Here is a 13677-nt window from a genome sequence, read left to right as displayed (position 1 = left end):
GGCACCTGACAGGATCACGCCCGTGACAGCCATCGAAGATCTCGTTCCCCGCGTGGCGGCGAAGGCCAGGGCCACGTCGAGGACGCTGCCGCCCGCCGTCGGCGCCGAGCAGATCGCCGAGGCGGAGGCGGCTCTCGGCTTCGCCCTCCCGCCCCTGCTGGCGAGCCTGTACCGGGAGGTGGCCAACGGCGGCTACGGCCCCGACTACCAGCTCCTTCCACTGATCGGGCCAGGGCGTACGGCGCTGAGCGAGTACCGGTCCGAACGTTCCTCCTCGGCCGAGGAAGGGACACCGTACTGGCCGGCGGGCGTGCTGCCGATCCTGGACTGGGGCTGCGCCATGTACGCCGCGGTGGACTGCCTCAGCGAGACCGCCACGGTCCTCCTCTTCGAGCCGAACGCCATGACGGACGACGGAGCCGCCGCCTGGTTCGTGGACGCCGGGAGCCTCACCGAATGGCTCGAAACCTGGCTCGCCGGAACGGGGTGGTACCGCGAAGACGCGGACGAGGACGGAGAGGCGGCAGAGCCCACCCCGTGGGAGCTGGCCGCCTCCCGGCTCGCGGAGTGAACGAACACGGGACAACCGCTCGACCCACCCACCGAAACGCCCCCTCACCCACCGGCACGCAAGGCCCGACCGCAGCCGTTGATTCCTTGCACGGGTATGGCACGGACGAGAAGCGATCAGTCTGAGGCGCTGACGGTGTGGCCCAGAGCGACGAGCCCGAGTCCGACCACGAACACGGTGGGGCTGCCGAACCCAAGACAGGCGACAAGCACTGCGCCGCTTCCCCAGAGCCTGGGCCGACGGACCCGTCCCGCAAGCCATCGGCCCGGTAGACGTCCGAGCAGCAAGGCGTGGATGCCGAGAACCACGCCCGTGAGACAGAGCCCGACGACGATGACCATCACCGGTAGCAGCACGACCGCGAACGACGCTGACACGGTTTCCCCTCCGTACTGCCGAACCCTGATGCCAAGCCTAGAGCTGTGTCCAGCGGGAGGAGGATTCGGCCCGAGCCCCGGCAGGTCGCGATCTTGAAAACCGTGGTGGCAGCGATGTCCCCCCCGGGGGGGCGATGTCACCACCCACCGCAGGGTAAAAGCCTCTGACCAGGAACGACGGTCGGAGCCGTCAGCTTGTATCGTCGCTGTGAACGCCCGGCGTTCCCGGCGGCTCCCTGCCCCATCAGGCACCGAGAGGGCACGCAGAACACGCAAGGCCGTGTGCGATCACTCGGCGTTCAGCCACAGGAGGGAACGGCGTGAAGGACGAAGCGAAGACACTCGCCAAGGGGTGGGGGTTCTGGCTGTTGTGTGCCGTCATGACCGCCGACGACCGGCACAACACGGACATCCTCGACTCAGTCTCTCTGGCTGTGTTCGGGCTGTTCACCCTTGTCGCACTCGGCATGACCGTTCGCTTCCTGTACCGCCTCCTGACGCACCGGGGCCGGGGGCCGAAGTCCCTCGCTCCGGTGATCGACCGCGGGGAAGCCGCCTCCGAATCGCCCTGATACCGAGTCCTGGGCGAACGTCTGGTCCACGCGGGCGCGCGATCCCGTCGGCCGTTCTCGCAGAGCGGCACGGTCGGAGGGGAGGGAGCTCAGAAGATCAGGTCGTACGCGTTCCAGCCGCCGCCGACGCGGTGGCCTTGCGGAACTGTGCGGGCAGAGTCACGCCCCCCTGCGCCCGTCACACCGTCTGCGGACCCATGAGCCGGACCAGGAGGTCGTCGAGGCTCACGAGGCCGGTGAGTTCGCCGGACTCGTCGTGGACGACGGCGAGGGAGGAGCGGCGTCGGCGCAGTTGTTCGACGGCCTCGGAGACCGTGGTGCTGACGGCCAGTTCGGGTACGGGGCGGGCGAGGTCGCGGGCGGTGAGGGTCCGGCCGCGGGTGCGGGCGACCAGGGCGTCGCGGGCGTGGACGGAGCCGAGGACGCGGTCGCCGTCGCGGACCAGGAGGCGCGAGCGGTCGGCGGCGGAGGCCCGGGCCAGCAGCGCGTCCAGGTCGGCGTCGGCCGGGATCGTGACGATGTCCGCGGCCGGGGTCTGGAACTCCGCCACCGGCGTCTGGGGTTCGGTCAGGGAGCGGGTGATGAGCAGCGAGTCGGTCTTGTTGATCAGGCCGAGGCGCGCGGACTCCTCGACGAGGTGGGTGAGCTGTTCGCGGTTGTGGACGGCGGCCAGTTCGTCGCGGGGCTGGACGCGGCACATCCGTACGAGCCCGTTGCTGACCTTGTTGAGCATCCAGAGCAGCGGGCGCACGGTCTTGACCACGGCCCGGAAGGCCGGGGTGAGGAGCATCGCGGAGCGCTCGGGGTGGGCGATGGCCCAGGACTTGGGGGCCATCTCGCCGAGGACCATGTGGAGGAAGACCACGACGATCATGGCGACGGCGAACGCGATGCCGTAGCTGAGGGCCGCGGGCAGGCCGAGTTCGACGAGCAGGGGGTCGAGTTCGTGGGAGATCGCCGGCTTGGAGATCGCGCCGAGGCCGAGGGTGCAGAGGGTGATGCCGAGCTGGGCTCCCGCGAGCATCAGGGACAGCTCGCGCATGCCGGCGAGCGCGGCCCTGGCGCCGCGTCGTCCGTCGGCGACGGCCTTCTCGATGCGGTGCCGTCTGGCGGCGACGAGCGCGAACTCGGCGGCGACGAAGAAGCCGCTGCCGATCAGCAGCAGGACGGTGACGAAGAGCGCCATGGGGAAGCTCATGCCTGGGACTCCTCGGCGGCGGACGGGACGTGCTCGATGCGGACGCGGTCGGGGACGTGGCGGTCGAGGCTGAGGACCTCGATGTGGACGTCGTCGACCGTGAGACGGTCCCCGATGGTGGGGAAGCGGCCGAGGCGGTCGATGACGAGGCCGGCGACGGTGTCGTAGTCGTCCTCCTCGGGCAGCGTGATGCCGGTGGCGTCCTCGATCTCGTCGAGGCGGCGACCGGCGTCGATCTTCCAGCCGTCCCCGTCCGGCGCGGCCACGGTGACGACCGTGTCGCTCTCGTCGGCGATGTCTCCGACCAGCTCCTCGGCGATGTCCTCGTACGTGACGATGCCGGCGACGCCGCCGTGCTCGTCCAGGACGACGGCGAACTCGTCGTCCCGCTCCCGCATCTGCGCGACGGCCTTCGGCAGCGGCAGCGTGTCGGGCAGCAGGAGCGGTCGCCGGGCGGCCTCGCCCGCGGTGGTGGTGTCGAAGGCGGCCCGGGGCAGGCGCATCAGCTCGTTGACGCCCAGGACACCGGTGACGTCGTCGGGGTGGTCGCCGAGGACCGGGTAGTTCGAGTGGCCGTACGTGGCGATCAGCTCCACGGCCTCGGTGAGGGTGGCGTCCCGGCGTACGAAGACGGCGTCCACGCGCGGCACCATCACCTCGTCCATGGTCCGCTCCGAGAACTCCAGCGCGTGGTCGAGCAGCTCGGCGGTGTCGAGCGGCAGCTCGCCCTGTTCGTGGGACTCACCGATCAGGTGGCTGAGCTCTTCGAGGGTGGCGCCGTGGTGCAGCTCCTCGACCGGCTCGATGCCGACCTTGCGCAGCAGCCTGTTGGCCGCGCCGTCGAAGACGCGGACGACCGGACCGACGATCTTCAGGTAGACGAGAGTGGAGGGGGCGAGCGCCTTGGCGAGGCGCTCGGGGACCGCCAGCGCCAGGTTCTTGGGCGCGAGTTCGCCGAGGACCATCTGCAGCACCGTCGCCACCACGAAGGCGAGGACCACGGAGATCGCGGAGACGGCCCCGGCGGACAGCCCCGTCCCCTCAAGGGCGGGCTTCAGGAAGGCCGAGACGGACGGCTCGGCCAGGAAGCCGACGACCAGACCGGTGACGGTGATACCGAGCTGGGCCCCGGAGAGCATGAACGAGAGCCGTTCGAGGACCGTCAGCGCGCGGGCGGCCCGCTTGTCGCCGGCCTCGGCCTCGCGGGCGAGCGCGAGCCGGTCGGCGGCGACGTAGGCGAACTCCTGGGCGACGAAGTACCCGGTGCCGGCGGTCAGGACGAGGACGGCCAGCAGGCCGAGAGCGGCGTTCATCGACCGCACCCCTTCAGGGCGCGGGTGGACGTCGGTCTGGCGGACGCGGACAAGAAGGGGCTCCTTGCAGAAGGGACAGAGCGTTGGAAGGGAGTATCGGGGGTGGCGGGGCCGCCGGACCGGAGGCGGAAGCCGGCCGGGTCACACGGCGGCGGCCGGTCCGACCAGCTCGTCGAGGACGTCCTCCATGGTCACGTAGCCGAGGACGGCGCCGCCTGCGCCGGTGACGGCCGCCAGGTGGCTGCCGGCGGCCCGCAGCGCCGTGAGCGTGTCGTCGAGCGGGGTGTCGGCGCGGACCCGGGTCACCGCGTGCAGCGCGGTCCGGGGGAAGGGCCTGTCCCGGTCGGTGACGCCGAGGGTGTCCTTGATGTGCAGGTAGCCGAGCACGGCTCCCGCCGGACCGGTGACCGGGAAGCGGGAGTAGCCGGCCTCGGCCGCGGTCCGCTCCAGCGCGGCGGGGGTGACGCGGTGGTCGACGGTCACCATGCGGGCGGCGGGGACGAGGACCTCGCCGACGGGGCGGGTGCCCAGTTCCAGGGCGTCGCGCAGCCGCTCCCCGTCGGCCGGGGAGAGCAGCCCCGCCTCGCTGGTGTCGTGGACCATCCGGGCGAGTTCGTCGTCGGTGAAGACGGACGCGACCTCGTCCTTCGGCTCGACGCGCAGCAGCCGCAGGAGCGCGTTGGCGAAGGCGTTGATGCCGAAGACGACCGGCTTGAGGGCGCGGGTGAGGGCGACGAGCGGCGGGCCGAGGAGCAGCGCGGTCCTGACCGGGGCGGCGAGGGCGATGTTCTTCGGGACCATCTCGCCGATCAGCATGTGCGCGTACGTCGCCAGGGTGAGCGCGATGACGAACGCGATGGGGTGCACGAGACCGTGCGGCACGTGGGCCGCCTCGAAGACGGGCTCCAGGAGGTGGGCGATGGCCGGTTCGGCGACCGCGCCCAGGACCAGGGAGGAGACGGTGATGCCGAGCTGGGCCGTGGCCAGCAGCGCGGAGATGTGCTCCAGGCCCCAGAGCGTCATCCGGGCCCGCCGGTCGCCGTCCCGGGCCAGGGGCTCGATCTGGCTGCGGCGGACCGAGATCAGGGAGAACTCGCCGCCGACGAAGAAGGCGTTCGTCAGCAGGGTGAGGAAGCCGATGGTGAGCTGGACGGCGGTCATCGGGCCACTCCGGCCCGCAGGTGCTCCGCCCGGTGAGCGGGCTCGGTGAGGTGGACGCCGTCCGCCCGGTGAGCGGGCTCGGTGAGGTGGACGCGGTCCGCCCGGTGGTGCTCGATGTCGAGGACGTCGAGCCGCCAGCCTTCGAGCAGGATCGCGTCGCCCTGGGCGGGGATGCGGCCGAGGCGGGTGGCGATCAGACCGGCCACCGTCTCGTACGGACCTTCCGGCGCGCGCAGCCCTATGCGGGCCAGCTCGTCGATCCGTAGGCCCCCGTCGGCCTCCCAGGTCGTCCGGCCGTCCTCGGTGGGTGGAGCGGGCAGCAGGTGGGGGACCTCGACGGGGTCGTGCTCGTCGCGGACCTCGCCGACGACCTCCTCGACGATGTCCTCCACCGTCGCCACGCCGGCCATGCCTCCGTACTCGTCGATCACGACGGCCATGGTGCGGCTCGCCCGCAGCCGCTCCAGGAGCCGGTCAGCGGGAAGCGTCTCGGGCACCAGGAGCGGCTGGGTCACCAGCCGGGTGATCGGGGTGGCCGCGCGGGCGGCCGGTTCCAGGGCGAGGACGTCACGGATGTGGACCGTACCGATCACGTCGTCCAGGGAGACCCGGTAGACGGGGAAGCGGGACAGGCCGGTGGCGTACGTGAGGTTGGCGGCGTCGGCGGCCGTCGCCCGGGCCTCGAGTGCGCGGACGTCGACGCGCGGCGTCATGACGTTCTCCGCTGTCAGCTCGCCCAGGTGGAGCGTACGGACGAACAGTTCGACGGAGTCCGCCTCGATGGCGCCCTCGGCGGCCGAGTGCCGGGCTAGGGAGGCCAGCTCGGCGGGGGTGCGGACGGAGTGCAGCTCCTCGGCCGGTTCCAGGCCGAAGCGGCGTACGAACCGGTTCGCGGTGTCGTTGAGGTGCCGGATGAACGGACCGAAGGCGGCGGTGAAGCCCCGCTGGGGGCCGGCCACGACCTTGGCGACGGCCAGCGGGCGCGAGATCGCCCAGTTCTTCGGGACGAGCTCGCCGACGACCATGAGCACGACGGTGGAGATCGCCACGCCGAGGACGGTGGCGACGGAGGCCGCCGCGCCGCCCAGGCCGATCGCCTCCAGCGGGCCGCGCAGCAGCGCCGCGAGGGAGGGCTCCGCGAGCATGCCGATCACCAGGGAGGTGACGGTGATACCGAGCTGGGCGCCGGACAGTTGCACGGTCAGCCGCCGGACGGCACGCAGCGCGCTCTCGGCGCCGCGCTCCCCGGCGTCGGCGGCCCGTTCCAGATCGCGGCGCTCGACGGTCGTCAGGGAGAACTCGGCGGCGACGAAGACGGCGCAGGCCAGGGTGAGTCCGAGGGCGAGGAGCAACAGGAGGACCTCGGTCACCGTGCCACCCCCGCTCGCTCACCGAAGGTCAGTGGGCAGGGTCCGGCACGGCCGGTACTCGGAGGCTCCATCGCGGGCCCGTGGCTCCTTCTCGTGAACGACGTGGGGAGAGGGTCACGCCCCTCCCCGTACTTCTACACCCACTGTAAAGGACCCGGCTCCGGTGTCCACTGTTCACCCCGCTCACGGATTCGCGTCCGGCGGGAGCGGGGGGGGGGAGGGCAGGAACCGACGGGGGCGTGGGCGTCCGGCGGGAGCGGGGGTCCGGGGTACGTCCGACGGGAGCAGGGGCCCCGGGGGGGGCGTCCGGCGGGAGCGGGGGCACCGGGGGGGGCGTCCGGTGGGGTCCGGCCTCCGGCCACGGCACCCCGGGCCGAAAGGAGACTGTTTCCGGACTCCTTCTCCACGAACCCGCCGTCACGCCACCCCACTTCGCCGGGACACCCCTATGCTCTACAGCTGTGTAGAGGAAGTGCGTAGCGTGCGCACTCCCTTCGTCGACCCCTGGAGGGCTGCTTCCGTGGCTTCGATCGACCTCGACAAGGTGCTGGACAAGGCGTGGGCCGACAAGGAGCTGCCGGAGATCCTGGCCGCGCCGGTCGGGGCCCTCAAGGGCGTCTCCGACCGCGACGGCGAACTCCTCCAGGAGGCGTTCGGCGTCAAGACGATCGCCGACCTCGCGGAGCTGAAGTACGTCCGCTGGGCGCAGACGCTCGCCGCGCTCCACACCGCGACGAAGTAACCCGCGTACCGCCGTCGGCGCCCCACACCCCACCCGGGGCGCCGACGGCACCCGAACCACAGGCACAACTGAAGGAGTGGACGCCACGATGGTGTTCAAGAGGCTGCTCGGCTCGCTCGGGATCGGCGGCCCCTCGGTGGACACGGTCCTCGACCCGGGCGCGGTGACGCCGGGCGGAACGCTCAGCGGGCAGGTCCACCTCAAAGGTGGGAGCGCCGACTCCACCGTCGAGCACCTCACCGTGGAGCTCGTGGCCCACGTCGAGGCCGAACACGACGGCGGGGAGTCCGAGGGGACGGTGGTCTTCCACCGGCAGGTGGTGGGCGGGAGCTTCCGCCTGGCGGAGGGTGAACCGCGCAGCGTCCCGTTCTCCTTCCCCCTGCCGTGGGAGACGCCGATCACCGAGCTGTACGGCCAAGGCCTCGGCATCACGCTCGGCGTACGGACCGAACTCGGCATCGCCGGCGGGAAGGACAAGGGCGACCTCGACCCGCTCGCCGTACGCCCCCTGCCGGCCCAGGAAGCGGTCCTCGACGCCTTCGGCCGGCTCGGCTTCGGCTTCAGGTCGGCCGATCTCGAACTCGGGCACATCCAGGGGACGGGCCAGCGACTGCCCTTCTACCAGGAGATCGAGGTCACTCCCTCGCCCCGGTACGCGCACCAGGTCGACGAGATCGAGGTGACCTTCCTGGCCGGCCCGGCGGGAATGGAGGTCGTCCTGGAGGCGGACCGGCGCGGCGGACTCCTCTCCGAGGGCCACGACAGCGTCAGCCGCCACACGGTCGGCCATCACGACGTCGACCAGGTCGACTGGAACGCCGAGGTCGAGTCCTGGATGCGGCAGCTCGTCGAGCACGCCCCGCACGCTTCCCCCTCCCCGTACGGGTCCCCCGATGCCCACGCCCACGGGGCTCCGTCCACCGGCGTCGACCCCCACGGCCACCACGCCCACGGGACTCCGTCCACCGGCGACGACCCCCACGGCCACCACGGCGACGGGCACGGCCACCGCTCCGGCCCGGGCCTGGGCACCGCGGTCGCGGTCGGCGCGGCCGGGCTCGCCGTCGGTGTCGTCGGCGGCATGGTCGCGGCCGAAGCCGTCGACGAGATCGGCGACTTCCTCGAAGGCGACGAGGAAGAGGAAGAGGATCAAGGCGACGAGGGCTGAGACCAACAGCCCGCCGGGCGCCCACCCGCCGCGCCCCCGGGGCCCGCGACCGCACCCGGTCGCGGGCCTCTTCCCGTGGGACGGCATCGAGAGGTCGCCGGAGAGAGGCCGGCATCGAGAAATCGACGGCGAGAAGTCGACGGCGGGAGACCGACTGCGAGAAGTCGACGGCGGGAGACCGACGGCGACGACGCGGACCCGGCACTCTCGGCGGAGAGGAAGCCCGCCGAGGCCCGCGCCGTCATCCAGGCTCCACGTGCGGAGCTAGAGCGGGGTCGCCGCCTTCAGGATCAGGAAGAGCGTGACGGCCGAGTTCGCCGAGGACAGGGCGGAGACCGTGGTGCCGGCCGCCGCCCCCCACGTGGCCAGGCCCACGCCGGTGAAGAGGGACGGCCACAGGCGCGCGGCCGGGGCGGGGCCCATCAGAGCGGCCACGCGGCGAGGCACGGGACCGGCCGAGGCGAACCCCGCGAGCGTCACCGCGGGTGCGCCACGGGAGATCAGCGCGGCCTTGCCGACCGCCCGCGCCACGACCCGGCGGCTGCCGATCCGGGTGGCCGCGTCCTCGTCCGCCCACCGCTCGGTGGTGTACGCGACCGCCGTGCGCAGGGGCCGCAGGAACGGGTTGGCGCGGGCGGCGAGCTGCACGGTCAGCAGGAACCTGTGGTGGCGGGCGGTCAGGTGGACGCGCTCGTGGGCGAACAGCGCGCGGCGCTCCGGGCCGGTCAGGGTCGCGAGCATCGCGGTCGTGACCACGACACGGTCCTTCCGGCCCGGCAGGGCGTATGCGTACGGGTTCGCGTCGGGCAGCACCACGACCGACGTCGCGGGCAGCCCCTCCAGGGCGCGGCCGGCGCGGCGGCGTACGCGATGGTGCCGCCAGGCGGCCCTGGCGCAGGAGAGGAGAACGAGGATCAGGGTGGGGATGGCGACCCTGCCCGCGATCTCGTCAAAGGGGACGGCCTCGCGGACCTCCGGGTCGGACCAGCCGTCCGGCAGCGGGTTGCCGGGCAGTTGGGCGGTACCGACCACCATGAGCAGCGCCAGGGACAGCGTGCTGCACACGGCGAGCACCCCGGAGAGGCAGGTCAGCAGCCAGGTGGCCGTCCGCGGATGCACGTGGTGCTCGGCGAGGCGTGCGACCGGCCAGGCCGTCAGGGGCAGGACCAGCGGCAGGAAGACGAAGACCCCCATGCGGTCAGTCTTCCCCCTCCGCGGGCTCCTGAGCCAGCAGATCGCGCAGCAGACGCTCGTCGTGGGGTGAGAGGGCCGTCACGAACCTGGCCAGCACCGTGTCCCGGTCCGCCTCGCCGTCCAGGACCTTCCGCATCCGCAGGGCAGCGAGCCCGGCCTCGTCCGCGACCGCAGTCCACTCGAACGACCGGCCCACCCGCTCCCTGCTCACGGCGCCCTTGACGTGCAGACGCGTCAGGATCGTGATGACGGTCGTGTAGGCGAGATCGCCGCCGAGACGCTCCTGCACCCAGCCGGCGGTGCGGGCGCCCGGCGCCTGCCGCAGCGCGGCCAGCACCTGCGCCTCGAGTTCGCCCTGGCCCCGCCGTCGGGGAGGCGTGTCGTGGCCCTCCTGCTCGGCCTTCGTCATTCCGCCGCCCTCCCGTCGACTCGTCCCGCCCGTGTGGGGCGGTTCATCGTACTGAGACGACACGCGTCCGCCCTCCTCCGTTCGCCTGGAGTTGGCGGGCGACGCCGTCGAGGAGAGGGGGGCCCGCTCCCCACCCTTCCCGCACCTTCTACATCATTGTAGATTTACAGACTCCACCACGCTACGACCAGGAAGGAAGACGACATGGGTGTGAGCCTCTCCAAGGGCGGCAACGTCTCACTGAGCAAGGAGGCGCCGGGGCTGACCGCCGTCCTCGTCGGCCTGGGCTGGGACGTCCGCACGACCACCGGGAACGACTACGACCTCGACGCGAGCGCCCTGCTCCTGAACGACACGGGGAAGGTCGTCTCCGACCGGCACTTCGTCTTCTACAACAACCTCACCAGCCCTGACGGTTCGGTCGAGCACACCGGCGACAACCTCACCGGCGAGGGCGACGGCGACGACGAGGCCATCAAGGTCGACCTGGCGGCCGTGCCCGCCGACATCACGAAGATCACCTTCCCGGTCTCCATCCACGACGCCGAGAACCGGGGCCAGAGCTTCGGCCAGGTCCGCAACGCCTTCATCCGCGTGGTCAACCAGGCCGGCGGCGCCGAACTCGCCCGCTACGACCTCTCCGAGGACGCCGCCACCGAGACCGCGATGGTCTTCGGCGAGCTCTACCGCCACGGCACCGAATGGAAGTTCCGCGCCGTGGGCCAGGGCTACGCCTCCGGACTCGCCGGCATCGCGGCCGACTTCGGCGTCAACATCTGAGACACGGCACCGGTCAGCCCCCTCCAGAGAACGGAACACCGTGTTCGGAATCAGCGAGATAGCGATCATCCTGATCGTCGTCATTCTGCTTCTCGGCGCCAAGAAGCTGCCCGACCTGGCCCGCAGCGCGGGCAAGGCGGCCCGCATCCTCAAGAGCGAGACCAGAGCGATGAAGGCCGACGGAGAACCGGACCGGCAGGCCACCTACCAGGTCACGGAGAACCGCCCCCTCCAGGACCCGACCCCACGCGACGACCGACGCCCCGACACGGGGACCACACACCCCTGAAACCGAGGACACCTCCGGCCCGGCGCCCAACCCCCCGAAGGCGATCCCACGGAAGCCCACCCACCGCCCCGGACGCACGAGACCCCCGACCAAGATCGGCCGGGGGTCTTCGCATTTCCCACCTGGAGCCCCCTGTCGGGTTCGAACCGACGACCCCCGCTTTACAAGAGCGGGAGGGCGCACCCGCACCTGACGTGCACGGTTGTGGTGCTGGCTGGTCCACTGCACAGGCCCTCTAGGCGACCCTCGTTCCCCGTGAGTCCCCGCACGGTCTGGCACGGATGTGGCACGGCGATCTCTTCGTCCCGAAGCAACTCGGGCAGGTGCTCTGCCTCGGGCTGCTGCGCCTCTCACCTGCGTTGACGGTCCGCAGACGTTCGCGCTCGTCCGCCGGCGTTCGACGGTGTTGTCACGCAGTTAGACACGCACCCATACGCCAGGCCCGCGGCCGCCGAGCAAACCTGCTCAGTCGGACGAAGTAGCTGTCGGGACTCCTCCTGGCTCTGGCTGTTCAGGAACACCGTCCAAGTCGAGCTGAGGAGTGAGTCGATACCTGGCATGTTGGCCTTTGCCCGCTTGGGTGGGCTCGATCTTCGACTCCGTCTTCAGCGTGCGAATCCAGTGCTCAGCTGTCTTCGGGTTCAGATTGAGCAACTCGCTGATCTGTGCTTTAGACAGCTCGCCATGCACCAAGAGCAGCTGTGTGATCTGGCGGCGCCGGTCCGGGCGGGAGCGATGCTTCCCTTCTCTTCCCGCCGATGCCGCATAATCCGACAGGGTGTACCGTGCGCCGCCGCGAGTGCCAGACTGATCGACCAGCTCGCGAGCGACAAGGTCTTGCAGCTCAAAGGTTGCCGTCCGGCTGTCGTTAAGGCCGGTGGCGGATCGATATTTAGAGTTATCGAGAACTTCCCCTCGGCGCATCAGCGAAAGGGCGATGCACTGACTGTCCCGGAGGCCCTCACGCCCGAGCGCCGTTAGCCAGGTAACGGTGTCATCGTCGAGCAGGGTGTGATTGGGCATAATCACTTCAAAGGAGGTGGTCCGATCGACGAAGCGTGGCGGGCTCATCCCTGCTTGGCGGAATGCAATATTCATGGCCCTGATTCCCGATCCGCGGTTCTCGCAGACGGTTCGGTCCTCGCCAGGGACTGTGACGTCCTCCAGCAGCTTCATCAGCAAGGAGTTGCGGGCAGACGAGCGCCCCTCTTCGCCGAGGCGTGTGATATCAAGTGCCCCAAAAAGGCCGCCGGAGTTCAAGATGCGAAGCCGATCTGGGTACATCTCAACTTGGACCTGAGTGCCTCTTGACCCAGGGCTTAGATCTCGGTGAACCAAAGCGTTGACAATGGCTTCCCTGAGTGCTTCGGGTGGATACTCCCAGACGTCGCGGCGTCCTTCGCCAACGATCAGAGCCCGCCTCGACATGTTCCTCTGGATGGCCAGTAGCGCCTCTTTGGCCATGACCGGGATAGGGCCATTCACGCTGACGTTATCCAGGAAACGCACGCCTGTGGACGTGGACTCTCCACTCACGGTGGGGAAATGCACAAAGGTAAGATTGAGCTGAGGGAAATGCTGCTGAGGGTACAGGCCAAGGGCGAGAAGGCCACCCATTGAAAGTAGATCCTGGCCGACAGAATTGATCGTTACCTTGGTCATGCGGAGGATTACTTCAGGAGTTACTTCGCCGAAGATCCGAGGGTTGGACAGACGCATGCGCCTGACATAATCGTCGACTGCGCGCTCGTCAAGGTCGCTGATGCTTGATCCGGGAACCGGCTCATGGTCAAAGAGTGGCTGCCCTCGGTCCGAGATTAGCTGCTGTACTTCTTCGGGTGTGAGTCGCCTGTCGCCCTCGCCGACCCGAATATAGCTGCCTCGATTCATGCCAAGGGTGGTGCAATAGGCGGGCTTCTGCTCGCGTGGAAGTTCGCTGATTTCGGCAACGACGACATTCTTGCCGTCGAGATTGATCATTGAAATTACTGGCGAAATTGGAGGGGTCATGTCGGTCCGGCACATGGCTGCCAGATCGGATTGAACCTGGCCGGCATCCCTTACTCCCGTTACGGCGAAGCCAGCGCTTTCGTCTACGCCGAGAATCAGTGTTCCGCCTCCCGGGGTATTGGAAAAGGCGGAAATTGTTTCCTTGCAGGATTTAGGAAGCGCGGACTCGGACTTCTTTGCCTCGATGTCTGCTGCTTCGGCGCCGAGGGTGCGAGCCGAGGTGAGTATGTCGCGGAGCTCTTCTGGTGTCATCCGTCCACTTCGATCTGATTCGGGATGTTGTTACTTGCTCGCACGCCATGCCGCGGTCTCTCGGGTGCCAGATCGGGCTTGGGCTGCTGTCGTCTGTTGTCTCCCTGATCTTAGCGGAGTGGCCTATCTGGATGAATGGCGCGCTGCGCGTTCAAATTGGGCGAGATCACTGAGGGTTGGGGGTGCTGGCTGGGGTTGTGTCGCGTGGGGTGGATCGCTGTGACCTGCTGGTTCGCCTGGCTGGGACCTCCTAATCACCTCCTAAGTTTGG

The 13677-nt window shown here is 69.8% G+C and carries 13 protein-coding genes and 1 tRNA gene; 6 read left to right on the top strand and 8 right to left on the bottom strand.

What is annotated here, in order from left to right; all coding sequences use genetic code 11:
* Window positions 1-22 precede the first annotated feature (22 nt).
* Both ABT129_RS19245 and ABT129_RS19240 read left to right on the top strand, forming a co-directional pair.
* Window positions 23-571: an SMI1/KNR4 family protein gene (locus tag ABT129_RS19245; protein WP_351902487.1), complete on the top strand. Its 549-nt coding sequence runs from the start codon at window positions 23-25 to the stop codon at window positions 569-571.
* Between the two features lie 697 nt (window positions 572-1268).
* Complete coding sequence (locus tag ABT129_RS19240; RefSeq protein WP_351902484.1) at window positions 1269-1520, top strand: hypothetical protein; 252 nt, start codon at window positions 1269-1271, stop codon at window positions 1518-1520.
* A 178-nt stretch (window positions 1521-1698) separates the two neighbouring features.
* On the opposite strand, the gene ABT129_RS19235 is transcribed toward ABT129_RS19240, so the two are convergent.
* The 4 genes from ABT129_RS19235 to ABT129_RS19220 all read right to left on the bottom strand — a co-directional run bounded on the left by ABT129_RS19235 (window position 1699) and on the right by ABT129_RS19220 (window position 6562).
* Complete coding sequence (locus ABT129_RS19235) at window positions 1699-2718, bottom strand: hemolysin family protein (protein ID WP_351902481.1); 1020 nt, start codon at window positions 2716-2718, stop codon at window positions 1699-1701.
* Window positions 2715-4031, bottom strand: coding sequence for a hemolysin family protein (locus tag ABT129_RS19230; protein ID WP_502981812.1), 1317 nt, complete (start codon window positions 4029-4031; stop codon window positions 2715-2717). The genes ABT129_RS19235 and ABT129_RS19230 overlap by 4 nt, the downstream gene beginning before the upstream one ends.
* 141 nt (window positions 4032-4172) lie before the next feature.
* On the bottom strand, window positions 4173-5192 hold the full coding sequence (locus ABT129_RS19225) for a hemolysin family protein (protein WP_351902475.1): 1020 nt from the start codon (window positions 5190-5192) through the stop codon (window positions 4173-4175).
* A complete protein-coding gene (locus ABT129_RS19220; protein ID WP_351902471.1) occupies window positions 5189-6562 on the bottom strand; it encodes a hemolysin family protein in 1374 nt (457 codons plus the stop codon). Before ABT129_RS19220 ends, ABT129_RS19225 begins: the two co-directional genes overlap by 4 nt.
* A gap of 520 nt (window positions 6563-7082) precedes the next feature.
* Between ABT129_RS19220 and ABT129_RS19215 the strand changes: the two genes are divergently transcribed.
* Together ABT129_RS19215 and ABT129_RS19210 are read left to right on the top strand one after the other, a co-directional pair.
* Window positions 7083-7304 (top strand): hypothetical protein, encoded by a 222-nt coding sequence (locus ABT129_RS19215; protein WP_030211971.1) that lies wholly within the window; start codon window positions 7083-7085, stop codon window positions 7302-7304.
* Window positions 7305-7392: 88 nt separating this feature from the next.
* Window positions 7393-8472, top strand: coding sequence for a sporulation protein (locus tag ABT129_RS19210; RefSeq protein WP_351902467.1), 1080 nt, complete (start codon window positions 7393-7395; stop codon window positions 8470-8472).
* 264 nt (window positions 8473-8736) lie between these two features.
* Here the strand turns inward: ABT129_RS19210 and ABT129_RS19205 are convergent, their stop codons facing one another.
* Both ABT129_RS19205 and ABT129_RS19200 read right to left on the bottom strand, forming a co-directional pair.
* The gene (locus ABT129_RS19205; RefSeq protein ID WP_351902464.1) at window positions 8737-9666 is read right to left on the bottom strand and encodes a M56 family metallopeptidase; all 930 of its coding nucleotides are present in this window, start codon (window positions 9664-9666) and stop codon (window positions 8737-8739) included.
* A gap of 4 nt (window positions 9667-9670) precedes the next feature.
* Window positions 9671-10075 carry a BlaI/MecI/CopY family transcriptional regulator gene (locus tag ABT129_RS19200; RefSeq protein ID WP_351902461.1) on the bottom strand — a complete coding sequence of 135 codons (405 nt, stop codon included), beginning with the start codon at window positions 10073-10075 and terminating at the stop codon, window positions 9671-9673.
* Between the two features lie 204 nt (window positions 10076-10279).
* On the opposite strand from ABT129_RS19200, the gene ABT129_RS19195 reads away from it, so the two are divergent.
* Window positions 10280-10855: a TerD family protein gene (locus tag ABT129_RS19195; protein ID WP_351902458.1), complete on the top strand. Its 576-nt coding sequence runs from the start codon at window positions 10280-10282 to the stop codon at window positions 10853-10855.
* Window positions 10856-10895: 40 nt separating this feature from the next.
* Window positions 10896-11144 (top strand): Sec-independent protein translocase subunit TatA, encoded by a 249-nt coding sequence (gene tatA / locus ABT129_RS19190; protein WP_351902455.1) that lies wholly within the window; start codon window positions 10896-10898, stop codon window positions 11142-11144.
* Window positions 11145-11267: 123 nt separating this feature from the next.
* Here the strand turns inward: tatA and ABT129_RS19185 are convergent.
* A tRNA-Thr gene (locus tag ABT129_RS19185) sits at window positions 11268-11359 on the bottom strand.
* 250 nt (window positions 11360-11609) lie between these two features.
* Entirely contained in the window at window positions 11610-13406 is a 1797-nt protein-coding gene (locus ABT129_RS19180; protein ID WP_351902452.1) for an ATP-binding protein, read from the bottom strand.
* Window positions 13407-13677 lie beyond the last annotated feature (271 nt).

The organism is Streptomyces sp. NPDC002057 (assembly GCF_040296665.1).
Classification (GTDB): Bacteria; Actinomycetota; Actinomycetes; order Streptomycetales; family Streptomycetaceae; genus Streptomyces.
This window is presented reverse-complemented; position numbering and strand designations above follow the sequence as displayed.

Coding starts and splice junctions, on each gene's coding strand:
- ABT129_RS19235 (WP_351902481.1), bottom strand. CDS start 2,718: ATGAGCTTCCCCATGGCGCTCTTCGTCACCGTCCTGCTGCTGATCGGC.
- ABT129_RS19230 (WP_502981812.1), bottom strand. CDS start 4,031: ATGAACGCCGCTCTCGGCCTGCTGGCCGTCCTCGTCCTGACCGCCGGC.
- ABT129_RS19225 (WP_351902475.1), bottom strand. CDS start 5,192: ATGACCGCCGTCCAGCTCACCATCGGCTTCCTCACCCTGCTGACGAAC.
- ABT129_RS19210 (WP_351902467.1), top strand. CDS start 7,393: ATGGTGTTCAAGAGGCTGCTCGGCTCGCTCGGGATCGGCGGCCCCTCG.
- ABT129_RS19205 (WP_351902464.1), bottom strand. CDS start 9,666: ATGGGGGTCTTCGTCTTCCTGCCGCTGGTCCTGCCCCTGACGGCCTGG.
- ABT129_RS19200 (WP_351902461.1), bottom strand. CDS start 10,075: ATGACGAAGGCCGAGCAGGAGGGCCACGACACGCCTCCCCGACGGCGG.
- ABT129_RS19195 (WP_351902458.1), top strand. CDS start 10,280: ATGGGTGTGAGCCTCTCCAAGGGCGGCAACGTCTCACTGAGCAAGGAG.
- ABT129_RS19180 (WP_351902452.1), bottom strand. CDS start 13,406: ATGACACCAGAAGAGCTCCGCGACATACTCACCTCGGCTCGCACCCTC.